The following is a 22,520-nucleotide window of genomic DNA, read 5'->3' as shown; positions in this document are numbered from 1 at the left end:
GCCGGCCGGCGGTGCGCTCACTTCTTCCTCCGACGCAGCTGCCCTGCGCCCGGGTCGACGGCGTCGCGCAGGCCGTCGCCGATCAGGTTGGCGCACAGCACGATCAGCACCAGGACTCCGGCCGGGAACAGGAACACCCACGGAAAGGTGAGCACCGACTTGGTGCCGTCGGCGATCAGGGTGCCCAGCGAGACGTCCGGTGGCTGGACACCGAATCCGAGGAAGCTCAGCCCGGTTTCGGCCAGAATGGCCACCCCGACGTTCAGGGCGGTGTCGATGATCAGGATCGAGGCGACGTTGGGCAGGATGTGGCGAAGGATGATCCGCCGGTTCGATACGCCCATATACCGTGCGGCTCTTACGAATTCGCGATCGCGGAGGCTCATCGTCATACCCCGCACGATCCGTGAGCTGATCATCCAGCTGAACCCGCCGAGCAACACGATCAACAGGATCATGTTGCCGCCGGAGTCTCTGATCCGGGGCGACAGGATCGCGATCAGCAGGAAGCTGGGCACCACCAGCAGCAGGTCCACCAGCCACATCAAGGCCCGGTCGCGCCAGCCGCCGAAGTAGCCGGCGACGGCGCCCACCGCGGCCGCGATGACCGTCGAGATGAGTGCCACGCACAGACCGATGAGCAGCGACTTCTGCATACCCCGCAACGTCAGGGCCAGGACGTCCTGGCCCAGGGCGTTGGTACCGAACCAGTGCTGTGGGCTCGGCGGTGCCTGCAGTGCGTAGTAGTCCAGATCGGTGTACGACCACGGCAGCAGCGGCGGCAGGGCGTAGCAGCCCACGAACATGAGCGTGAGCACCGCCAGCGACACCACAGCGGGGCGGTTGCGCAGGAAGCGGCGTACCACCAGCTGGCGCCGCGAGGTGAACCCTTCGGTGTGCAGCCCGGACTGGGCGGAGTCGGTGGTCATCGGGCGCGCACCCGCGGATCGAGGATCGCGTACAAGATGTCCGACAGCAGACCGGACAGCAGGACCACCGCGCCCGAGAACAGCGTGACGGCGACGACGATGTTGGTGTCCTGGGTGTTGATGCCCTGGATGGTCCATTCACCCATGCCGTGCCAGCCGAAGATCTGTTCGACGAACACCGCGCCGGTGACCAACGCCCCGACGCCGTAGGCGAACAGGGTCGCCATCGGGATCAGCGCGGTGCGCAGGCCGTGTTTGAACAATGCCTGGCGGCGGGTCAGGCCTTTGGCGCGGGCGGTGCGGATGAAGTCCTGGCCCAGCACGTCGAGCATGGCGTTGCGCTGGTAGCGGCTGTACCCGGCGATAGCGCCCAACGCCAGCGTCAACGACGGCAGTACGAGATGTTGGATGCGGTCGACGAACTGGTTCCACCATCCGTAGACCGGATCCGGTGACGTCTCGCCGATGTAATCGAACAGCTGGACGCCCAGAACCGAGTTGACCCGCAGCGCCGCCAGGATCAGCAGGTTGGCCACCACGAACGTCGGGGCGCTGATGATCAGCAATGAGGCGATGGTGATGACACGATCCGAGAGCCGGTACTGCCGGATGGCGCTCCAGGCGCCCACGACGACGCCCACCACTGCCCCTACCACGGAGCCGATGAGGAGCAGCCGTGAGCTCACGCCGATGCGCCGCCACAGTTCGTCGGCCACCGGCTGTCCGCCGACGGTGGTGCCGAAGTCGCCCTGGATGGCTCCCGACGCCCAGTCCAGGTAGCGCAGCGGTATCGGCAGGTTCAGCCCCAGCTCGGCGGCTTTGGCATCGATGACCGCCTGCGGTGGTCGTGGGTTGCGCTGCAGCAAGCTGTCCAGCGGCTCGAAGGACAGCGACGCCAAGGTGAAGGTGAAGAACGACGCCAGGAGCAGCAGCACCACGTAGTTGAGGAGACGGCGCGTCAGGAAACGCGTCATGCGCGGCTCACGGGGCTGTGCGGCATTGGCACAGGGTAAGAGATGTCAGCGGACCGGCGCAGAGCGTGAGGTCGGCGCGTCCGCTTTGTTCGGATCAGCGTGATCGAAGCCGCTGGGACTGCAGGCCCGCGTTGTTAACGTCGAGCGATGTCCGTCACTGATCAGTACCTGGCCAACAACGCGGAGTACGCCAAGACGTTTCGAGGCCCGTTGCCGCTGCCTCCGAGCAAGCACGTCGCCGTCGTCGCCTGCATGGACGCCCGCCTGGACGTCTACGGCATCCTCGGGCTGCACGACGGCGAGGCCCACGTCATCCGCAATGCCGGGGGAGTGGTGACCGACGACGAGATCCGGTCGCTGGCCATCAGCCAGCGACTGCTCGGCACCCGGGAGATCATCCTGATCCACCACACCGACTGCGGCATGCTCACCTTCACCGACGACGGTTTCAAACAGCAGATCCAGGACGAGACCGGCATCAAGCCGGAATGGGCCGCCGAGGCATTCCAAGACCTGGAGGAGGACGTCCGTCAATCACTGCGGCGTATCGAGGCCAGTCCGTTCGTCACCCAGCACGAGTCGCTGCGCGGTTTCGTGTTCGACGTGGCCACCGGGCGGCTGCACGAGGTGACTCTCTAGGCGAGGTGCGGGAAATACCTGCGCTGCGGTGCCGCGAGGTTGATGATGGTCAGATGGTGCTTCACGCCGCCTCCCTGGGCGGTGATGACGATGCACCGTTCATTGCTACCGCCCCGTATGCCACGTCGAGCTCGCGGAACCCGTTTCCTCCGATCGCCGATTACGGGTTCTTGTCCGACTGTCAGAACAGCTGCCTGATCTCCTCGAGCGGCTCAGTCGAGTGGCTGTGTCTCCCGCGCCCGGATTCGCCCAGTATTTTCGGTGCGATGCTGGACCGGGGAGCGGGGCATTTCCGGATCAGTCCGTACGGCGTGTCCGTGCCCTCGGCGCGGCGGTACCTGCCGGGCAGTCTGATCCTGGAGACCACGTGGCAGACGCACACCGGCTGGTTGATCGTGCGGGACACCCTGGTGATGGGTCCGTGGCATGACATCGAGAATCGATCGCCCGATCATCGCCGGATCCCGACGGATTGGGACTCCGACCACATACTGTTGCGGACGGTGCGCTGTGTGAGCGGCACCGTCGAGGTGGTGATGGACTGCGAGCCGTCGTTCGATTACCACCGGGCCGGTACCCGCTGGGAATACGCGGGCAATGGCTACGGAGAAGCGGTGGCACGGGCCGCCACGGATCCGGATGCGCATCCGACACTGCGGTTGACCACCGACCTGCGGGTGGGACTCGAGGGACGCCAGGCGCGAGCCCGCACCCGACTCAAAGAGGGCGACGACATCTTCGTCGCGCTGAGTTGGTCGGCCGGCCCGGTGCCGCAGACCTATGCCGAGGCCTCCGACAAGATGTGGACCACCACCGAATTCTGGCGGCAGTGGATCAACATCGGCGACTTCCCGGACCATCCGTGGCGGTCGTATCTGCAGCGCAGCGCACTGACCCTCAAGGGGCTGACCTACGCGCCCACCGGTGCGCTGCTCGCAGCGTGCACCACGTCGCTTCCGGAAACCCCTCAGGGCGAACGTAATTGGGACTACCGCTACTCCTGGATCCGCGACTCCACCTTTGCTCTGTGGGGGCTGTACACGCTGGGTCTCGACCGCGAGGCCGACGATTTCTTCTCGTTCATCGCCGACGTATCCGGTGCCAATGAGGACGAATACCATCCGCTGCAAGTGATGTACGGCGTCAACGGTGAACGGACGCTGGTCGAAGACGAACTCGATCACCTGTCCGGCTATGACGGCGCACGACCGATACGCATCGGCAACGGCGCCTATGACCAGTCTCAGCACGACATCTGGGGATCGATGCTGGATTCGGTGTACCTGCACTCGAGGTCGCGCGAGCAGATTCCGGAGGCGCTGTGGCCCGTGCTGAAGGCGCAGGTGGAAGAGGCGATCGCTCACTGGCAGGAGCCCGACCGAGGGATCTGGGAGGTGCGTGGTGAACCCAAGCACTTCACGTCTTCGAAGGTGATGTGCTGGGTCGCGCTGGACCGGGGAGCTAAACTCGCCGAGAGCCACGGGTGGCGGACCGAGACCGCGCGTTGGCGTGCGGTCGCCGAGGACATCAAGGCCGATGTTCTTGCCAACGGCGTGGATTCGCGCGGAGTCTTGACGCAGCACTATGGTACGGACGCGCTGGACGCCTCGTTACTGCTCTCGGTACTGACCCGTTTTTTGCCCCCTGAGGACCCCCGGATCCGCGCCACCGTTCTGGCGATCGCCGATGAACTGACCGAGGATGGGTTGGTGCTGCGTTACCGGGTCGAGGAGACCGACGACGGTCTGTCTGGCGAGGAGGGTACGTTCACCATCTGCTCGTTCTGGTTGGTGTCCGCTCTGGTGGAGATCGGCGAGGTCAGCCGAGCCAGGCGCCTGTGTGAGCGGCTGCTGTCGTTCGCCAGCCCGCTTCTGCTCTACGCCGAGGAGATCGAGCCCCGAACGGGCAGGCATCTGGGTAACTTTCCACAGGCGTTCACCCACCTGGCGCTCATCAACGCGGTGGTGCACGTGATCCGCGCGGAAGAGGATGACGGCGTCGGGGCGTTCCAGCCCGCCAATGCCCCCACCTAGCGGCGGTTGCGTTGGTCCGTCGCGCCGTTGAGGGTTGCCGCGAGTTCGGTGACCCTGGCCGCCAGGTCGGCGATGCACCCTTTCAGGTCGGCGACCTCGAGGGCTCGGCCGTCAGATACCGGTGTGGGCGAGGTCGCCGCCAAAGGCGTTGGCGCATTCCATGATACGAGAACATCGGCAAGGAGGTCGCGGAGCAGCCGGAGGTCGGCGTCCACACCGGTGGCAGGCATGCTGAGCAGGGGAGCCAGGCGCAGGTAGGCCGCATGAACCGCCTCGATGCGAAATCCGTTTTCTCCGAGGGGTTTTCCCTGCTGCGGGAAGAGCCGCGTCTCGTCGGCCGAGGTGGTGAGAATGCTCTCCAGTGCAACTTTGGCCTTGTCGAGTTCGGCCTCGGCTCTGGCAGAAGCAGCTGTCGTGGGGTGGTCGAGCAACACGTCGTTCAGTGCCTCGAGGTACGCGGCGACCGCCGGCCGGACGTCACGAGACGTCCGGATCGGCACAACCTTCAGTGCCACCACCGCGGCAACACCTCCGCCGATGAGGGCGGCGACGGCCTTGTCCCTGATCAGGTCTAAGTAGAGCCCCTGGGTAGCGAACAGGGGGACGAATACGATGCTCATCCAGAACACCATGGCCGGGTAGGAGACCGGAGCGCTGAACACTGTGAAGAACACCCCGACGGCCACCACCGCGACCGTCCACCAGAGCGTGTCCGGAACAGTGGCTGCTACCGCAACGCCTGCGGTGGCCCCCAGGACGGTGGCGGCCAGCCTCGCCCACGCCCGATGCCTGGAGGCCCCAGCCGATCCGCCGATCACCACGAACGCGGTCCAGGCCACCACCAGGGTCTGCTCATTACCCACCAGTCTGGCGATCACTGCGGCGCCGACGGCGGCAACCACGGCTTGAATAGCAAGTGCAGTGGTTGGGCTGATGCCCGGCGCTGCCGGCGGTGGCGCCACGCCGGGCATTCCGGTGAGGTCCTCCGACGCGGCGGTGACTACCAGAGTCCCTGCCTGTGAAGCAGATTGGGCTATCCGCTGCCCGCCGCCGACCAAACTGAGCATCGAGTGCAGCGTTACCGGCGTAATCGACGAAGCCGCCGTAGGGTTCGTCGGTGTCAGCTCGTCGTGAAGGTGGCTGCGCAGAGCTTGTGCTCGGCGGGCGACATCTGCAGGCGCAACGTCGTCGCGTCCAACTTTCAGCGCGGTGGCAAGTGCGCACAGGGCGCCGGTGATGGACTCGGCGGTCTCCGCCGACAGAGTGGTGATCCAGTGCGGGTTGCGTGCCTGGCCGACCATATCCTCGAGTCCACGCTGCGCCGAGTACAACGCCACACGCAGTTGCTCGGCGTGGTCGTGGTCGACGCCGCGGACCACTGCTCCGGGAAGTTGGGTCTCGACCGCGCGGCGACACGCTTTGACTCGATCGAGGCTGCGCTGCAGAGATCTTTCATCACGATCGTCGGCGTTGCTCAGGCTGTCGACCACGCCGGTGACGCTCTCGGCTGCGCGGCGGTAGAACGCGTGCACCGCGAGATTCGCCGAACGCACCGGATCATCCGGCAGCACAAGCGCTTCCCAGACGGCGACCCACGCGAAACCAATGGTAAGGGCCAGGATGAACCACCCGATTCGACCGGGCGTGATATAGCCGGCTCCGCCCACGTAGGTGGTGATCGCGCCCATCAAGGCGAGGCTCGCGACGCGGGAACTCCACGGGCGCAACGCGTAGGACAGGTAGATGAGCAGGATCAACAACCCCGCTGCCGCCCATGTAGCGGTTTGGCGCAGGTACACGGTGGCGACCACAGCCACCGCAGCGACCACCACGGCCCAGCCAAGAGTGCGAATCCGGTCTGCGGGCCGTGGGTCGGGAGCCAGCAACGTGCCCTCGAAGGCGGCACCTGCGGCAAACAGAGTGATTCGTAGCGGATCGGCAACGTCGAAGAGTGAGGCGACGACGACCATGGTGGCCCACGCCAGTACGGTCGCGCCTACCGCTCTCACGCCTTTGCGACTCCGGGCGAAGCCGGGGTCGAGTATCTCCAGACGGTGCGCGATGGCGCCCATTATGGCGTCAGCAAAGTGTTGATCGCAGACCCCCACGCCAAATGGTGCCGAAAGTAGCCGTGCCGGACGATATCGGAGCCACCGCCGACATTCCACCGGTGGCGAATAAGGAACCAGGCCGCGCGCATGTCGTAACAAGAAGATCATTATTGAATTCATAGACGACTGCACGTAAGTGCAGTTCAAGCGCGTTTCAAGCGGAATTCGTACTCCGCCGGCACCGCGCCGCATTTCCCTCCGCCGAAACTGAGGCACTGGTCATTGCTCTGCGGTACTGTCGACCTACCCCAGGGGTATTTCGATCGTCGGGTGTAGTGGATCGAAAAGCTTCTGGGGGATTTGCGTTAAACAGCCCTTTAACGCCGGTTGAGAAGGAGTCGAACGATGCGCATTGTCGTGGATTTGAATCGGTGTCTGGGATATGCGCAATGTGTCCCGTTGGCGCCCAAAGTCCTTCAGTTGCAGGGCGAGGAGGCGCTGCTGTACGACCCGAATCCCGATGAGTCCCAACGCCAGGAAGTGGCGCGGGCGGTGGCATCGTGCCCCGTGCAGGCGATCATCGCCGAGATGGATCCGCCCTCGGACAGGACAACGAGATGAGCACCTATCCGCTGGTCGACGAACTCGTCAGGACCTTCAAAGCCGAGGGCCGGATCGTCATCGTGGGTGCGTCGCTGACGGGGCTGCGGGCGGCGGAAGCGTTGCGAGACGAGGGATTCACGGGTTCGCTGACCATCATCGGCGATGAGCCACATGAACCCTATGACCGTCCGCCGCTGTCCAAGCAGGTCCTGAAAGGATGGGTGCCTGCAGGTAACACCAAACTTCCGCGGCTACGGGAGGTCGACGCCGACTGGCGCCTTGGTGTCGCGGCCACCGGCCTGGATCGCGACAATCGAGAGGTGTTGCTGGCCAACGGCACCCGCGTGCCTTACGACAGGCTGCTGATCGCCACCGGGGTTCGCTCCCGGTCATGGTTCAATCCGGAGGAGGCCAAGCTCAAAGGGCTCTTCACGTTGCGCACCAGCGATGACGCGGCCAAGCTGCAGGAGGCGTTGGGCGCACGGCCCAACCGGGTGCTGATCGTCGGCGCGGGGTTCATCGGCTCCGAAATCGCCTCGGTCTGCCGCGATCTCGGCTTGGACGTCACTGTCGCCGAACGTTCCAGCGCTCCGCTGGTCGGCCCGCTCGGGGGAGTGATCGGCGACATCGCCGCCAAGATGCAGCGCGACGCCGGGGTGGACCTGCGCACCGGAGTGGCCGTGCAGGCTCTCAAGGGTGATGCCGACGGGCACGTCCGACAAGCCCAGTTGTCGGACGGGACCTTGCTCGACGTCGACGTGGTGGTCGCCTCACTCGGGTCCATCCGCAATGTCGAATGGCTGGAAGGCGCTGAGCTGGCCAGCGGGTTCTGGGGAGTGGCCTGTGACGCCGGGTGCCGGGCCTTCGACATCAACGGGGTGGTGACCGACAACATCTTCGTCGCCGGCGACGTCGCGCGGGCCCCGCACGTGCTCTACGAGTACCAGTTCATGGCGATCGAGCACGTGGATGCCGCGGTGCTCGGCGCGCAGACCGCCGCGCACAACATGGTCAACCTCGAGAAGGGGCGACGTCCGCACCTGCCGCTGCCGCAGTTCTGGTCCGGACAGTTCGGCGTCAACATCAAGGGCGTCGGGGTGTGCTCGTTCGGCGACGAGATCGTCTTCACCCAGGGCTCGGTCGAGGACCTGCGCTTCGCCGCCGCGTTCGGCAAGAACGGCCGCATCGTCGGCGCCATCACCTTCAACCACGGCAAGTGGCTGGAGTACTACGCCAGGCTCATCGAACAGTCGGCGCCCTTCCCGCCCCCTCCACCGGGTTACGACGTGCCCGAGAACTCGGAGGTGATGTCGGCCCGCTTCGGTGATCCGCGTGCACCGACCGGGATTCCCGACGTCGTGCTGACGGGCCACGACCCCACCTCCCGAGGCGCCGAGTTCCGCGCCAAGAGCCGCTAGATCGGAGTTGTCATGACGACCGCGGAAACCGCCTGGACCGAGGCGATGAAATACGAGAACCGCCACGACCCCTACCGATTCTTCGATGAACTGCGTGAGACACCTGTTGTGCAGGTGGCCGACAAGGTCTACGTTGTCACCGGCTACCGCGAGCTGCTGCAACTGGCGCACGACCCGCACGTCAGCTCCGATATCAGCCGAAGCCCCATCTCGGCCCAGCCCGCCGCGCATGCGGCGCCGGATGTGGGCGCCGAGCACATGCAGGCCTACGGCCGCGAGCCGAGCCTGATCGTGTCCGACCCGGCCAAACACGACAGACAGCGCAGACAGGTGATGCGGCATTTTGCGCCGCCGCATTCCCCGGACGTCATCCCCAACATGGCAGCCGATATCCAGAAGCTGTGCGACGACTCACTGGACACGATAAAGGCCAAGGCCAGTGGAACATTCGACGTGGTAGACGACTACGCCTATCCCGTGCCGGTGGCCGTCATCTGTCAGATCCTCGGGGTCCCACTCAAGGACGAACCCACCTTCCACGGCTGGATCTTCGACTTCATGGCCGGCGCGGACATGGGCCCGGACGCGGCCACCGAAGAGGGCCAGGCGCGTAAGCAGAAGGGGAAAGAGAGCACTGCGGCGCTCACGGCGTACATGGCCGAGTTGATCCAGGGTTTCTTGAAGGAGCCGCAGGACTGCGTGCTGTCCAAGCTGGTCAACGACACGGACGGACCGGACGGGCCGATGACGCCCGAGGAGGCCGCGGCCAACGCGATGCTGTTGTTGATCGCCGGGCATGACTCCACGGTCAACACCATCGCGCACTGCGTGCTGACGCTGCTGCGCAATCCGGAGTCGGTCGACCTGCTCCGCGAAAAGCCGGAACTGATCCCGAAGGCGATCGAAGAGGTCCTACGGCTGCAGTCGGCCGTTCAATTCTTCCCCAGCCGCAGCGTGACCGCCGATGTCGAGGTGGGCGGCACCGTCATTCCCGCCGGCTCAGCGGTGCATCTGCTCTACGGCGCCGCCAACCGCGATCCGAAGCGGTTTCCGGACCCGGAGAAATTCGACATCCAGCGCCCCAACAACCAGCACGTCGGCTGGGGGCGCGGAGTGCACAGCTGCGTCGGCGGTCCACTGGCTCGTCTGGAGGTCAACATCGCGCTGGAGACGTTCCTGCGGCGGGTGGAGAATCCGCGTCTGGTGGTCGACCCACCGCCCTATCGGGTAAATCAGGTGTTCCGCGGTCCACTGCATCTCGAGGTCCAGTTCGACCAGATCACAGACTGAAGATGAAGGCCTTTCGGTTCGTCGAATGGCAACAGCCGGGGCAACTTCGGGACGTGCCGGTGCCCGAGCCGGGTCCGGGGGAGGTGCTGGTCAAGGTCGGCGGCGCCGGTGCCTGCCATTCGGATCTCCACTTGCTCGAAGCCCCGCCTGGTTCGAAGTCAATGACGATGCCGTTCACCCTCGGCCACGAGAATGCGGGCTGGGTCGAGACGTTGGGGCCGGGCGCAACGGGCTTCGCACCCGGGGATCCCGTCATCGTGTACGGGCCGTGGGGCTGCGGTCTGTGCGTGAATTGCCGTCAGGGGATGGAGAACTACTGCCAGATACCTGGTAGGCCCAGTCCGGGCGGGCTCGGCGGTAACGACGGCGGGATGGCGGAGTATCTCCTCGTCCCGGCGACGCGTTACCTGATCCCGTTGGGCGACTTGGACCCCCGCGAGGCTGCGCCGCTCACCGACGCAGGTCTCACCAGCTACCACGCGGTGAAGCGTTCGGTGCATCTGTTGGGGCCCGGCTCTACCGCGGTGGTGATCGGCGCGGGTGGACTGGGGCAGATGGCGATTCAGGTGCTCAAGGCGCTGGCCTCAGCGACAACCGTTGTCGCGGTGGATACTTCGGCGGACAAGCTGGAGATCGCCACGGCGATGGGTGCCGACGAGGTGCTGATCTCCGGCGACGATGCGGTGAAGCGCATCAAGGACATCACCAGGGCCCAGGGCGCCGACCTCGTTCTCGATCTGGTTGGCGTCGATCCGACACTCCGGATGGCGGCTCAGGTGTCGCGGGTACTCGGGCACCTCACCATCGTCGGGCTCGGTGACGCCGCCCTGCCGGTAAACTTCAACAGCCCGGCCAAGGAATGCTCTGTGGCGTCGCCGTTCTGGGGCAGCATCCCCGAGCTGATCGAGGTGATCAGCCTCGCTCAGACCGGGAAAATCAAGATGCTCGTCGAACACTTCGCCCTCGACGATGCCGCCCACGCCTATCACCTCTTGCATGAGGGCAAGATCCAGGGGCGGGCGGTCATCACACCGAACGACTGACAACCCGTGTCGATGGGGTACTGCAGATGACGACCAGCCTGGGCTCGGCGCTGACTGAGCTGATTCCCCTAGCACTTGTTGTTGCGATCTCCCCGCTGTCGATCATTCCCGCCGTGCTGGTGCTGCACACACCGCGGCCGAAGCCAACCAGCCTGGCCTACCTGGCCGGCTGGATCTTCGGGCTGGCCGCCTTGACGGCCATCTTCGTCGAAGTGTCCAGCCTGTTGGGCGGATTGGACAAGACACCGACGTGGGCCTCCTGGCTGCGCATCGGCATCGGTATCGCGCTGATCGTGTTCGGCGTGTTCCGGTGGCTGACGCGCAAGCGATCGACTCACTCACCGGCCTGGATGAACAAGATCACCGACGCCACCCCGGGCCGGGCGGCGGTCATCGCGGCGGTGTTGGTGGTGGTCAATCCCAAGGTGCTCTTTGTCTGCGCTGCCGCCGGTTTGGCGATAGGTTCTGCGGGTCTCGGTACCGCGGGCGCCTGGATCTCCGTGGTTTTCTACGTCCTCGTCGCGGCGTCGTCTGCCGCGGTCCCGGTGCTGGCCTACGCCGTGGCGGGGGAGCGGCTCGACGGGCCGTTGAGTCGTGTCAAGGACTGGATGGAGCGACATAACGCCGCATTGGTCGCGGCCATACTGGTCGTCATCGGAGTGTTGGTGCTTTACAAGGGCCTTCACGGCTTGACCCCTTGAGTCCATGATCGCGCCCGCTGTCATCAGGACCCTCCTTCCCCGCAACCGGAATGCCGGCTGGGCGGATCAGGCAGTGCAGACGAGTATCCACCGTCGCGGTAGCGCCGGTAGCGAGGCGCAGCGCGTCGACTGTTAGGTCCACTCAGCCAGCACCCGCATCTTGCCGGCTTTGACCGCCGCTTCCCGGCGCAGCCGCATGAGCTCGGGGGCGAAGGCGTTGCGCTCGTTGTTCTGGAAGTTCAGCGGCAGGTCCAGCGCGGCGAACAGTTTGGGTTCGAGGTACCACGGTTCGGGGTGCAGCACCCAGGACACCGCGGCGTTCTCGCCCATCCACTGGGTCAGGGTGGCTTCGTCGGCGGCGAAGGTCTGCTTCTTGCCGGAGCCGACGCGGCGTAGCTGGTAGCCCAGCAGCACACCGAGCGATTTGCGCAGGGTGGAGCCGTCGGCGCTGGCATTGCCCGCACCGAAGTGATACCGGATTCGTTTGCTGAGGTCCTGCGGTGGTTGCGGTTTGCCGCTGGCCGGCGGGGGACCGGGGCTGATGCCGACGTAGAGCAGCGTCCAGCCGTTGTCCTGCCGGCACCCGGAGACGTCGAGGTCTCCGGGGATCTCGCGGAACCACCAGCCGTGTGCGCCGGACTTGTTGGGCACCGGTGATTTCTCGGCGAACACCTCATCCCTTGTATAGCGCCGAGCTGCAAGGAATTTCGCGACCGCATCGGCGTTCTTCTTCGCGGAGATCGACTCGGCCATGGCTGCCAGCCTAGACCTGGTGGCGGCTCGGGCGTTGACACCGCCCGCCGGTGTTTGGTTCTATTCCCGGTTAAGGTTGTAATCCTGGTCAGTTCTACCAACTTTACGAGGAAAGCATGACCGTAATGCAAGAGCCGGCGGCCGGACAGTACGAGCTGAGCCAGCTGCGCTCGTTGGAAGCCGAGTCGATTCACATCATCCGCGAGGTCGCCGCCGAGTTCGAGCGGCCGGTGCTGCTGTTCTCCGGCGGCAAAGACTCCATCGTGATGCTGCATCTGGCGGTCAAGGCGTTCACGCCCGGGCGGCTGCCGTTCCCGGTGATGCACGTCGACACCGGGCACAACTTCGACGAGGTGATCAGCACCCGCGATGCCCTGGTGGCCCAGCATGGCGTGCGCCTGGTGGTGGCCAGCGTGCAAGACGACATCGACAGTGGCCGGGTGGTCGACAACGGCCCGTCGCGCAACCCGTTGCAGACGGTGACGCTGCTGCGCGGCATCCGGGAGAACAAGTTCGACGCCGCCTTCGGGGGAGCCCGCCGCGACGAGGAGAAGGCGCGCGCCAAGGAGCGGGTGTACAGCTTCCGCGACGAGTTCGGCCAGTGGGACCCCAAGAGCCAACGCCCGGAGCTGTGGAACCTGTACAACGGCCGGCACCGCAAGGGTGAGCACATCCGGGTGTTCCCGCTGTCCAACTGGACCGAATACGACATCTGGGCCTACATCGGCGCCGAGAACATCACGCTGCCCTCGATCTATTACGCGCACACCCGGCCGGTGTTCCAGCGCGACGGCATGCTGCTGGCGGTACACGAGTACATGCAGCCGCGCGACGACGAGCCGGTGTTCGAGACGAGCGTGCGATTCCGCACCGTCGGTGACGTGACGTGCACGGGCTGCGTCGAATCGACCGCTGAGACGGTCGATCAGGTGATCGCCGAGACCGCGGTGTCGCGGCTGACCGAGCGCGGTGCCACCCGCGCCGACGACCGGATCTCCGAAGCCGGGATGGAAGACCGCAAGCGGGAAGGTTACTTCTGATGAGCACGTTGTTGCGTATTGCCACCGCGGGTTCCGTCGACGACGGCAAGTCCACCCTGATCGGCCGGCTGCTCTACGACTCCAAAGCGGTCATGGAAGACCAGCTCGCCGCCGTGGAGCGGACGTCCAAAGAACGCGGCCACGACTACACGGACCTGGCGTTGGTGACCGATGGCCTGCGCAGCGAACGCGAACAGGGCATCACCATCGACGTGGCCTACCGCTACTTCGCCACGCCCAAGCGGAAATTCATCATCGCCGACACCCCCGGGCACATCCAGTACACCCGCAACATGGTGACCGGCACGTCCACCGCACAACTGGCGATCGTGCTCGTCGACGCCCGGCACGGCCTGCTCGAACAGTCGCGCCGGCACGCGTTCCTGGCATCGCTGCTCGGCATCCAGCACATCGTGCTGGCCGTCAACAAGATGGACCTGATCGACTGGGATCGGCAGAAGTTCGAGGACATCCGCGACGAATTCCACGCGTTCGCAGCCCGTTTGGACATCCACGACGTCACCACCATCCCGATGTCGGCGCTGCAGGGCGACAACGTGGTCACCAAATCGGCGAACACCCCGTGGTACGAAGGCCCGGCGCTGCTGAGTCACCTCGAAGAGGTGTACATCGCCGGTGACCGCAACCTGATCGACGTGCGGTTCCCGGTGCAGTACGTGATCCGGCCGCAGACCCACGAACACGCCGACCACCGCAGCTATGCCGGCACCGTGGCCAGCGGCGTCATGCGTCCCGGCGACGAAGTGGTGGTGCTGCCCGGCGGGAAAACCAGTCGCATCACCACCATCGACGGACCCACCGGTCCCGTCGACGAGGCGTTCCCGCCGATGGCCGTGTCGATCAGTCTGGCCGACGATATCGACATCTCGCGCGGCGACATGATCACCCGGGCCAAGAACCAGCCGCACGCCACCCAGGAGTTCGACGCGACGGTGTGCTGGATGGCCGACGGTTCGGCGCTGGAACCCGGCCGCGACTACGTCATCAAACACACCACGCGGACCACCAGAGCCAGGGTCACCGCCCTGGATTACCGCCTCGACGTCAACACCCTGCACCGCGACAAATCGGCAACGGCGTTGAAGCTCAACGAACTCGGCCGGGTCACGCTGCGCACCCAGCAGCCGCTGCTGTTGGACGAGTACTCGCGCAACGCGGCCACCGGCTCGTTCATCCTCATCGACCCCGACACCAACGGCACGGTCGCCGCGGGCATGGTGCGTGACACCACCCCGGTGGCCACCCGCACCGCCACCCCGAACACCGTGCGCCACCAATCGCTGGTGTCCGCCAAGGACCGGCTGTCGCGGGGCCGCACCGTGTGGTTCACCGGCCTGTCCGGGTCGGGCAAGAGTTCGGTGGCAGTGCTGGTGGAGCAGAAGCTCCTCGAAAAGGGTTGCCCTGCCTATGTTCTCGACGGTGACAACCTCCGCCACGGCCTCAACGCCGATCTGGGGTTCTCGATGGCCGACCGCGCCGAGAACCTGCGCCGGCTCGCCCACATCGCCACGCTGATGGCCGATTCCGGCCTCACGGTGCTGGTGCCGGCGATCAGTCCGCTGATCGAGCACCGCGAGCTGGCGCGCGGCGTGCACATCGACCAGGGATTCGATTTCTTCGAGGTGTTCCTCGACACCCCGCTGGCCGACTGCGAGCGGCGCGATCCCAAGGGGCTCTACGCCAAAGCCCGTGCCGGTGAGATCACCCACTTCACCGGGATCGACAGCCCGTACCAGCGGCCCAAGAACCCGGATCTGCGGTTGACACCCGATCACACGCCCGATCAGCTGGCGCAGAAGGTGATCGACATGTTGAGTAGTCAGGCATGAGTGATCACGAGCTGGCCGCGCGGCTGGCCACCGAAGCCGGCGCCCTGCTGCTGACGGTGCGCGAGGAGTTCGCCGACGCCGACGCCAAGGACCGGAAAGACGCCGGGGACAAGCGCGCTCACGATTTCCTGATGGCCGCGTTGGCCGAGGAGCGGCCCGGTGATGTGGTGCTCTCCGAGGAAGGGGCCGACGATCCGGCGCGGCTGAGCGCCGAGCGGGTGTGGATCGTCGACCCGCTGGACGGCACCCGCGAATTCTCCGAGCTGGGCCGCGACGACTGGGCCGTGCACGTCGCGCTGTGGGAACGCGGTGAACTGGTGGCCGGCGCTGTCGCATTGCCCGCGCAGGGCCAGACGCTGGCCACCCCGACGGTGCCCGCACCCGAGGCGGTCGACGGTCCGCCCCGGGTGATCGTCTCGCGCACCCGCCCGCCGGCAATCGCGCTGGCCGTGCGCGACGCCCTCGACGGCACGCTCGTCGAGATGGGTAGCGCGGGCGCCAAGGTGTCCGCGGTGGTGCAGGGCCGCGCCGATGTCTACGTCCACGCCGGCGGCCAGTACGAATGGGATTCCGCGGCGCCGGTGGCCGTGGCCCGGACCGCGGGACTGTTCACCTCACGGATCGACGGCTCGCCACTGGTCTACAACCAGGAAGATCTGTCGCTGCCGGATCTCATCGTGTGCCGCCCCGAACTCGCCGAGGCGGTGCTGGCCGTCACCCGCGGGGGCTAGGGTTTGGTGCATGAGTGAAACGCTGCGCAACCTCGCCGGACTGCCCGCCGCACCGGCGGCACTGGCCGATTCCACACTCATCCTGATCGACTGCCAGAACACCTACACCCGTGGCCCGATGGAGCTCGAGGGCGTGCAGGCCGCACTGGATGAGGCGGCGACGCTGCTCGAGCGGGCCCGTACCGCGGGCATCCCGGTGATCCACATCCAGCACAGCGACGGCCCCGGCTCGCTGTACGACATCGAAGGCGAGTCCGGCGCCATCGTCGCCCAGGTGGCGCCGCGCGGCGACGAACCCGTGGTGGTGAAGTCGTATCCGAACTCGTTCGTGCAGACCGATCTCGACGAACGCCTCAAAGCGGTCGGCGCCTCCAATCTGGTGCTGGCCGGCTTCATGACGCACATGTGCGTCAACTCCACCGCCCGCGGTGCGTTCAACCTCGGCTATGCGCCCACCGTGGTCGCCGCGGCGACGGCAACCCGCGAACTGCCGGGTGTCGACGGCCCGGTCCCGGCGGCCGCACTGCAGTCCGCCAGCCTGGCCGCGCTGTCGGATCTGTTCGCCATCGTGGTGCCCGGCGCCACCGCGGTCTGAGGACCGGCGCGGCGGCAATGGCAGAATTCGCATGATGCGGATGTCGGCCAAGGCGGAGTACGCCGTGCGCGCCATGGTGCAGTTGGCGACGGTGGACGACGGCGTACTGGTCAAGACCGAGGAACTGGCCAACGCCCAAGGCATCCCGTCGCAGTTCTTGGTCGACATTCTGTCCGATCTGCGTACCGACCGGCTGGTCCGCAGCCACCGCGGCCGCGACGGCGGTTACGAGCTGGGGCGCGCGGCTGACCGGATCAGCATCGCCGATGTGCTGCGCTGTATCGACGGCCCGCTGGCCAGCGTCCGCGACATCGGTTTGGGTGACCTGCCGTACTCGGGGCCGACGGCCGCGCTGACCGATGTGTGGCGCGCGCTGCGGGCGAGTATGCGTTCGGTGCTGGAGGAGACGACGTTGGCCGACGTCGCGGGTGGCGAGCTACCCGCGCATGTCACCGGCCTGGCCGACGCCTACAACACCCAGGAGACCGAGCGCGGGCACCGTCGTCCGACCGCGTGACTACCCGCCGTAGGGGCGGGTGATGATCTCCAGGTAGTGACCGGCCGGGTCCTGGAAGTAGACGCCGCGGCCGCCGTCGTTGTGGTTGATCTCGCCGGGATGCCGGCCGCGCGGGTCCGCCCAGTGCGGCAGTCCCCGCGCGGTGATCTTGCCGTAGATGGCGTCGAAATCGTCCTCGCCGACCAGAAAGGCGTAGTGCTGCGGGCGGATCGGCTCCTCTGCGGGAACCTGGGCGTAGTCGAGGGTGGCGCCGTGCTCCAGCCCGACGGCCATGAAGTGGCCCACCGGCCGGGCGTCCGGAAGCCCGAACAGTTCGGTCAGGAACGCCGCCGACGCCGCAGCATCGCGGGCGGCGACAATGGTGTGGTTGAACGCGATCGCCATAACGACTGCCAGTCAACCACTTTCAGTTCTTCTCCGGTTCGTCCTTGCCGAATTTGGGATTGCCGTCGTCATCGAGCCAGTCATTGACCGCGGTTCCGGTCACGGTGTTGTGTGATCCGGGCAGTACCGCGGTGGGCCGGTCCTCGTAGGCCTTGACCATCTCCGCCGCTGCTTCCTTGGCCGATTCGGTGACTTCTACCTTTCCCTCGGCGCCCCCGTCTGTGCTCGCGTCATCGCTCACGTCTGGTCACCTTCCGTGTGTGGCCGCCGCTTCTCGACGCCCCCGTCCTGACGGCTGCCCGAAAGTGTGATCCACGAAACAGCCGCAGGTCTCACGTATGAATGACGTCTGGGTTGGTTGCGTAAGCAATGGCATGGCGTCGGATCTCAGCGTGCTTGCTCGATGACGATATCGCCGCGCCCGGTCCGGGCCATGACCGTCGCTGCCGCCTCGGCGGGATCACTGGTCTGAGGTACCCGCACCTGGGTGTTGTCGTACTCGGTGCCGGCGATGGCGGTCACCAGGAACGGGCCGTCGCCGGGCAGGTCCAGCGTCACGTCACCGTTGGAGGTCGTCGCCTCGATCGAGCTCGGCGGCTCGTCCCGGAAGGTGACGTCGACATCCCCTTCGATCACGTTGGCCGAGAACGACTCTCGTACCCGAACCGGATCATCGGAGACCACCGCGCCCTGGCGCACCTCGGCTTCGATGACACGCGCGGACCCTTCGAGGATCACCGCGCCGCCGGTGCTGCGCGCCACCAGGCGGTCCAGATCGGCCTCCACCTTGAGCACCCCGAGCTGCTGTTCGGTGGTGACCGTCAGCCGCTGGCCCAGCTGCGGCGGCAACACGATGGTCAGCTGACCGGCGCGGGCCCATTCCATCCAGTCCGGCGTGGTGCCGCGCACCGAGATGCGGGTGTCGGGTCCGGTGGCGATGTCCAGGGTGTGATCGCCGGCATCGGCGGTGCTGATGAACCGCAGTTCGGCACGCGGCTCGCGGGCATCGGCATCGGATTCGATCTGCACCGACATGGGCACCGATCCGGTGTCCACCGTCAGCGTGCGCATGGTGGCCGGCAATGCCTGGCTGTCGGCGACCACCCGCGTGCTGCCCAGGCCCACCGCGACCGCGGTCAGCGCACCGAGGCCGAGCACCAGCAGCAGCGCGGCGGCGATCACCACCAGCGCGCGCAGGCCGGTGCGGCCGGCGGGGGACAGGGCAGGGGGTGGGGTGGGCCCGGGCGGGGGGAGGGTCTGCGTCGGGCCGGGCGGGGGGAGGGTCTGCGTGGGCCCGGGCGGGGGCTGGATCGGCGCGGGCGGGAAGGGAGCGCGGTTGGTCATGGGGTTCTCCGAGTCAGGATTCGAGGTAGCGCAGGACCGCCAGCACACGGCGGTTCTCGGTCTCGTCAGGGGCCAGGTTGAACTTCGTGAAGATCGAGGCGATGTGCTTCTCGGCGGAACCGGTGGAGATGAACAGCGCGGCCGCGATCGCGGAGTTGGTCTTGCCTTCCGCCATCAACTGCAGCACCTCGCGTTCGCGCGGGGTCAGCTGCTCGAGTGCGTTGTGGCGTTGTGAGCGCACCAGGATCTGCGCGACGACCTCGGGGTCGAGCACCGTCCCCCCGCCGCCCACGGTGTCGACGGCCGCCAGGAAGGCGGGCACGTCGGCCACCCGGTCCTTCAGCAGGTAGCCGAATCCGCGGGTGTCCGAGGCGATCAGGTCGGCGGCGTAACGCTCCTCGACATAATGCGAGAGCACCAGCACCGCCGACTCCGGGTTCTGCTTGCGCAGCAGCGCCGCCGCGCGGATGCCTTCGTCGGTGAACGTCGGCGGCATGCGGACATCGACGATCGCCAGGTCGGGCTTGGTGTCGTTGACGATGGTCAGCAGGTTGGTGGCATCGGCGACGCCGGCCACCACTTCGTGGCCGAATTCGGTGAGAATCCGTTCGATGCCGCCCCGCAGCAGTGCCGAGTCCTCGGCGATCACGATGCGCATGGCACCACCGCGGTGATGATGGTGGGACCGGTGATGGGGCTGGACACCGAGAACGTTCCCCCGGCGGCACGCACCCGCTCCTCGAGCCCGCGTAAACCTGTGGCATCAGAGTCCTGATCCCCGTAGACCGCGCCGCCGCGGCCGTCGTCGAACACCGAGACGTAGAGCTGTGGGCCGGCCAGGCTGCTCTCGTCGAAACGCACGGTGACCACGGCCTGGTTGGCCTGGGCGTGTTTGGCGATGTTGGTCAGCGCCTCGGCGACGACGAAGTACGCGACGGCCTCCACCTCGTCGGGCAGGCGCCGCGGCAGGTGGACGTCCAAAGTGGTTGGCACACCCGAGGTCTCGGCGCGCTGGACCACCGATGACAGCGCCGCATCCAGGCCGCGGTCGGCCAGGATGGTCGGTGCTATCCCACGGACCACGTTGCGCAGTTCGGTCAGCGCCTGTTTAGCGTCGTTGTGTGCCTCGTCGATGAGGGTCTTGGCGGCGGGCAGATCGGTGTCGAGTTTCGTCTGCGCCAGCCCGATCGTCATCGCCAGCGACACCAGCCGAGGTTGCACGCTGTCGTGCAGGTCCCGTTCGATGCGGTGGCGTTCGGTCTGCGCCGACGACACCGCGCCTTGGCGTGCGTCGGCCAGGGCGTTGACCCGGTGCCGCAGTTCGGCGTTGGACGACGGCGGCAACAGCCAGCGGTCGATCCGGGCGTCCAGCGCCGGCGCGAAGACCAGGACCGCGGCGGCGGCCGCCAGTGCGATCACCGCGAGCACCCAGGCCAGTACCGGCGGCAGGAACTGCAAGCCGACGGCATCATCGCTGCCCTCGACCGCGATGGCCGCGGCAGGTCCCAGGAACGCGAACGCGATCAGTGCGAACGCCAGACCGGTGGCGGCCATGTCGTAGAGCATCCGCAGGTAATGGTGAGCACAGCCCTTCCAGAACCGGGCGTTGCTGACATCGAGCCACAGTTGGTGCAGCCACCGCTGGAACCCGGTGTACGGCGACAGCCGGCGGCCGGGCACCGGGATCGCCAGACCGAACACCGCCTCACTGCGCACCCGCTCCACCCAGTTGACGCCGCGCATCAAATAGATGAACACCACCGCGGCCAAGGCGAATCCGACGCCCGACGGAATGGAGGTGACACCAAGGACGAAGATCGCCAACGGAATCCAGAACCAGAACGTCGCCAACGCGGCTCCGGTGATCATCGATGCCGTCGGCACCACACCCAGGTGTGGACTCAACCGCCGGGTTCTGACCGCCGGTGGGGCGGCCGGCGCAACGCTGTCTACAACAACCATGAGTCCAACCTATGGACCTGAGCGCCGGAAGGACACGGCGATTTCCACCCAATCGTCTGGGGGTAAACCTCCGGTGACTGCAGTAGCGTCAGGCAGTTGTGACGAGTCGCCGGCGTGAGGTCCTGGGCAACCTGGGCCCCAACTGGTTCTCGTCCGTGATGGGCACCGGGATCGTCGCCAACGCCGGAGCCATGCTGCCCGTGCACGTGCCGGGCCTGCGGGCATTCTCCGAGTTCGTCTGGGTCACCGCAGCGGTGCTGCTGGTGGTGTTGGTGATCGCGGTGGGCGGCCACTGGTTGCGTCACCCGACGGTGGCCCGCACGCACGGACGCAACCCGCAGATGGCGCACTTCTACGGTGCCGCTCCGATGGCCCTGATGACGGTGGGCGCGGGCGCCGTTCTGGTCGGCAAGGACCTCATCGGCGAGCGCGCCGCCGTCGACCTGCACTGGGTGTTGTGGAGCTTCGGCACCCTCGGCGGGCTGTTCACGGCGCTGACCATTCCCTATCTGATGTTCACCCAGCACGCCGTCGAACCGGATGCCGCGTTCGGCGGCTGGTTGATGCCCGTCGTCCCGCCGATGGTGTCCGCCGCCACCGGCGCCCTGCTCATCCCGCACATGGCGCCGGGCACGGGCCGGGCGACCATGCTGTACGGCTGCTACGCGATGTTCGGGCTGTCGCTGGTGGCCTCGCTGATCATCATCACGTTGATCTGGAGCCGGCTGGCCCATTTCGGCACCTCGGGTACGGCGAGGGTGCCCACGTTGTGGATCGTGCTGGGGCCGCTGGGTCAATCCATCGCTGCGGCAGGACTTCTGGGCACCCAGGCCGCGCTGGCGGTGCCGGCCGAGGTGGCGACGGGCATGTACGTCTTCGGCATCCTGTTCGGTGTGCCGGTGTGGGGTTTCGCGGTGCTGTGGATAGGTCTGGCGACGGCGCTGACGGTGCGCACGCTGCGCCGCGGGATGCCGTTCGCGCTGACGTGGTGGAGCTTGACGTTTCCGGTGGGCACCTTCGTCATGGGCACCACTCAGCTTGCCGACCACACCGGGGTACCGATGTTCCGGGTGGCGGCCGTCGTAGCCTTCATCGGACTGCTGCTGACGTGGGTGCTGGTGGCAGCGCGCACCGCCAGGGGCAGTCTGCGCGGGTACCTGTTCCTGCCGCCGGCCAGCGCCGGCCCTGTCAGGGCCAGCAAGGACCGCATCCTCTGATCACTTCGGTGCCGACAACTCCAGCGCGATGTTGTCCGGGTCGCGGAACTCCAGGATGAACGCCGGGCCGATGTCCTTCACCGGCCCCCGTTCGATGCCGAGTTCGTCGAGATGTCCTGCCGCGGCGTCCAGGTCGGCCCTGCTGTCGAGCTTGAACGCCAGATGGTCCAGACCTGTGCGGTTCTCGTCGAAACGGTCGGTGGACACGGGACGCAACCCGATCAGCCCGTGCCCCATGTCGTAGATGACGCCGCCGAACAGGAAACCCAACCGTTCCTTGGTGGCCTCGTCGGCGCCTTCGGGCACCTCGATCAGGACCGGCCAGCCGAACACCGACTCGTAGAACCACCGGGACCGTTCGATGTCGGTGACGGTCAACCGGAGGTGTGCAATCGAGGTGGGCTTGATCGACATGGCATCCATGCTGCCAAACTCCGGATAGGCTC

Annotated in this window: 22 protein-coding genes and 1 pseudogene; 13 read left to right on the top strand and 10 right to left on the bottom strand. The window is 66.5% G+C overall.

Annotated features, from left to right (window positions below):
• Positions 1-17: 17 nt before the first annotated feature.
• Positions 18-929, bottom strand: a complete 912-nt coding sequence (locus AC3A6P_RS24470) for an ABC transporter permease (protein ID WP_487694490.1) — start codon at positions 927-929, stop codon at positions 18-20.
• Positions 926-1,903, bottom strand: a complete 978-nt coding sequence (locus tag AC3A6P_RS24465; protein ID WP_487694489.1) for an ABC transporter permease — start codon at positions 1,901-1,903, stop codon at positions 926-928. Before AC3A6P_RS24465 ends, AC3A6P_RS24470 begins: the two co-directional genes overlap by 4 nt.
• 147 nt (positions 1,904-2,050) lie before the next feature.
• Here AC3A6P_RS24465 and AC3A6P_RS24460 point away from each other — a divergent pair, with 147 nt between their 5' ends.
• Together AC3A6P_RS24460 and AC3A6P_RS24455 are read left to right on the top strand one after the other, a co-directional pair.
• Positions 2,051-2,542: a beta-class carbonic anhydrase gene (locus AC3A6P_RS24460; protein ID WP_487694488.1), complete on the top strand. Its 492-nt coding sequence runs from the start codon at positions 2,051-2,053 to the stop codon at positions 2,540-2,542.
• A gap of 53 nt (positions 2,543-2,595) precedes the next feature.
• Complete coding sequence (locus tag AC3A6P_RS24455; RefSeq protein WP_487694487.1) at positions 2,596-4,575, top strand: glycoside hydrolase family 15 protein; 1,980 nt, start codon at positions 2,596-2,598, stop codon at positions 4,573-4,575.
• Here AC3A6P_RS24455 and AC3A6P_RS24450 read toward each other — a convergent pair.
• Positions 4,572-6,584, bottom strand: a complete 2,013-nt coding sequence (locus AC3A6P_RS24450) for an FUSC family protein (RefSeq protein WP_487694486.1) — start codon at positions 6,582-6,584, stop codon at positions 4,572-4,574. The genes AC3A6P_RS24455 and AC3A6P_RS24450 overlap by 4 nt on opposite strands.
• Before the next feature lie 447 nt (positions 6,585-7,031).
• Between AC3A6P_RS24450 and AC3A6P_RS24445 the strand changes: the two genes are divergently transcribed.
• Genes AC3A6P_RS24445 through AC3A6P_RS24425 form a run of 5 tightly spaced genes read left to right on the top strand, consistent with a single transcriptional unit; the run spans position 7,032 to position 11,681 of the window.
• Positions 7,032-7,247: a ferredoxin gene (locus tag AC3A6P_RS24445; protein WP_487694485.1), complete on the top strand. Its 216-nt coding sequence runs from the start codon at positions 7,032-7,034 to the stop codon at positions 7,245-7,247.
• Entirely contained in the window at positions 7,244-8,647 is a 1,404-nt protein-coding gene (locus tag AC3A6P_RS24440; protein ID WP_487694484.1) for an NAD(P)/FAD-dependent oxidoreductase, read from the top strand. The genes AC3A6P_RS24445 and AC3A6P_RS24440 overlap by 4 nt, the downstream gene beginning before the upstream one ends.
• Positions 8,648-8,659: 12 nt before the next feature.
• Positions 8,660-9,937 (top strand): cytochrome P450, encoded by a 1,278-nt coding sequence (locus tag AC3A6P_RS24435; RefSeq protein WP_487694482.1) that lies wholly within the window; start codon positions 8,660-8,662, stop codon positions 9,935-9,937.
• 2 nt (positions 9,938-9,939) lie between these two features.
• On the top strand, positions 9,940-10,980 hold the full coding sequence (locus AC3A6P_RS24430; protein WP_487694481.1) for an NAD(P)-dependent alcohol dehydrogenase: 1,041 nt from the start codon (positions 9,940-9,942) through the stop codon (positions 10,978-10,980).
• A gap of 26 nt (positions 10,981-11,006) precedes the next feature.
• Positions 11,007-11,681 carry a GAP family protein gene (locus tag AC3A6P_RS24425; RefSeq protein WP_487694480.1) on the top strand — a complete coding sequence of 225 codons (675 nt, stop codon included), beginning with the start codon at positions 11,007-11,009 and terminating at the stop codon, positions 11,679-11,681.
• A gap of 132 nt (positions 11,682-11,813) precedes the next feature.
• On the opposite strand, the gene AC3A6P_RS24420 is transcribed toward AC3A6P_RS24425, so the two are convergent.
• Complete coding sequence (locus tag AC3A6P_RS24420) at positions 11,814-12,434, bottom strand: GIY-YIG nuclease family protein (RefSeq protein ID WP_487694479.1); 621 nt, start codon at positions 12,432-12,434, stop codon at positions 11,814-11,816.
• A 116-nt stretch (positions 12,435-12,550) separates the two neighbouring features.
• Here AC3A6P_RS24420 and cysD point away from each other — a divergent pair, with 116 nt between their 5' ends.
• From cysD to AC3A6P_RS24395, 5 genes are read left to right on the top strand one after another with little or no spacing between them, the layout of a single operon-like run.
• Complete coding sequence (cysD, locus tag AC3A6P_RS24415; RefSeq protein WP_487694478.1) at positions 12,551-13,474, top strand: sulfate adenylyltransferase subunit CysD; 924 nt, start codon at positions 12,551-12,553, stop codon at positions 13,472-13,474.
• The gene (gene cysN, locus AC3A6P_RS24410; RefSeq protein ID WP_487694477.1) at positions 13,474-15,324 is read left to right on the top strand and encodes a sulfate adenylyltransferase subunit CysN; all 1,851 of its coding nucleotides are present in this window, start codon (positions 13,474-13,476) and stop codon (positions 15,322-15,324) included. Before cysD ends, cysN begins: the two co-directional genes overlap by 1 nt.
• A complete protein-coding gene (locus AC3A6P_RS24405; RefSeq protein WP_487694475.1) occupies positions 15,321-16,055 on the top strand; it encodes a 3'(2'),5'-bisphosphate nucleotidase CysQ in 735 nt (244 codons plus the stop codon). The genes cysN and AC3A6P_RS24405 overlap by 4 nt, the downstream gene beginning before the upstream one ends.
• Positions 16,056-16,065: 10 nt before the next feature.
• A complete protein-coding gene (locus AC3A6P_RS24400; protein WP_487694474.1) occupies positions 16,066-16,650 on the top strand; it encodes a cysteine hydrolase family protein in 585 nt (194 codons plus the stop codon).
• 34 nt (positions 16,651-16,684) lie between these two features.
• A complete protein-coding gene (locus AC3A6P_RS24395) occupies positions 16,685-17,167 on the top strand; it encodes an Rrf2 family transcriptional regulator (RefSeq protein ID WP_487694473.1) in 483 nt (160 codons plus the stop codon).
• Here AC3A6P_RS24395 and AC3A6P_RS24390 read toward each other — a convergent pair whose 3' ends face one another.
• From AC3A6P_RS24390 to AC3A6P_RS24370, 5 genes and pseudogenes are all read right to left on the bottom strand, one after another.
• Positions 17,168-17,551: a VOC family protein gene (locus AC3A6P_RS24390; RefSeq protein ID WP_487694471.1), complete on the bottom strand. Its 384-nt coding sequence runs from the start codon at positions 17,549-17,551 to the stop codon at positions 17,168-17,170. It abuts the gene before it with no gap.
• 52 nt (positions 17,552-17,603) lie between these two features.
• Positions 17,604-17,792 (bottom strand): annotated as a pseudogene (locus AC3A6P_RS24385) (hypothetical protein); the annotation flags it as partial.
• A 146-nt stretch (positions 17,793-17,938) separates the two neighbouring features.
• A complete protein-coding gene (locus AC3A6P_RS24380; protein WP_487694469.1) occupies positions 17,939-18,895 on the bottom strand; it encodes a DUF4097 family beta strand repeat-containing protein in 957 nt (318 codons plus the stop codon).
• A 13-nt stretch (positions 18,896-18,908) separates the two neighbouring features.
• Positions 18,909-19,553, bottom strand: a complete 645-nt coding sequence (locus AC3A6P_RS24375) for a response regulator transcription factor (protein WP_487694467.1) — start codon at positions 19,551-19,553, stop codon at positions 18,909-18,911.
• On the bottom strand, positions 19,541-20,857 hold the full coding sequence (locus tag AC3A6P_RS24370) for a sensor histidine kinase (protein WP_487694465.1): 1,317 nt from the start codon (positions 20,855-20,857) through the stop codon (positions 19,541-19,543). The genes AC3A6P_RS24375 and AC3A6P_RS24370 overlap by 13 nt, the downstream gene beginning before the upstream one ends.
• Before the next feature lie 98 nt (positions 20,858-20,955).
• Between AC3A6P_RS24370 and AC3A6P_RS24365 the strand changes: the two genes are divergently transcribed.
• The gene (locus AC3A6P_RS24365) at positions 20,956-22,074 is read left to right on the top strand and encodes a TDT family transporter (RefSeq protein ID WP_487694464.1); all 1,119 of its coding nucleotides are present in this window, start codon (positions 20,956-20,958) and stop codon (positions 22,072-22,074) included.
• Here AC3A6P_RS24365 and AC3A6P_RS24360 read toward each other — a convergent pair whose 3' ends face one another.
• Positions 22,075-22,488 (bottom strand): VOC family protein, encoded by a 414-nt coding sequence (locus AC3A6P_RS24360; protein WP_487694462.1) that lies wholly within the window; start codon positions 22,486-22,488, stop codon positions 22,075-22,077. It lies immediately after the preceding gene.
• Positions 22,489-22,520: the final 32 nt, after the last annotated feature.

It is taken from the genome of Mycobacterium sp. Soil_C_30 (assembly GCF_057656995.1).
This window is presented reverse-complemented; position numbering and strand designations above follow the sequence as displayed.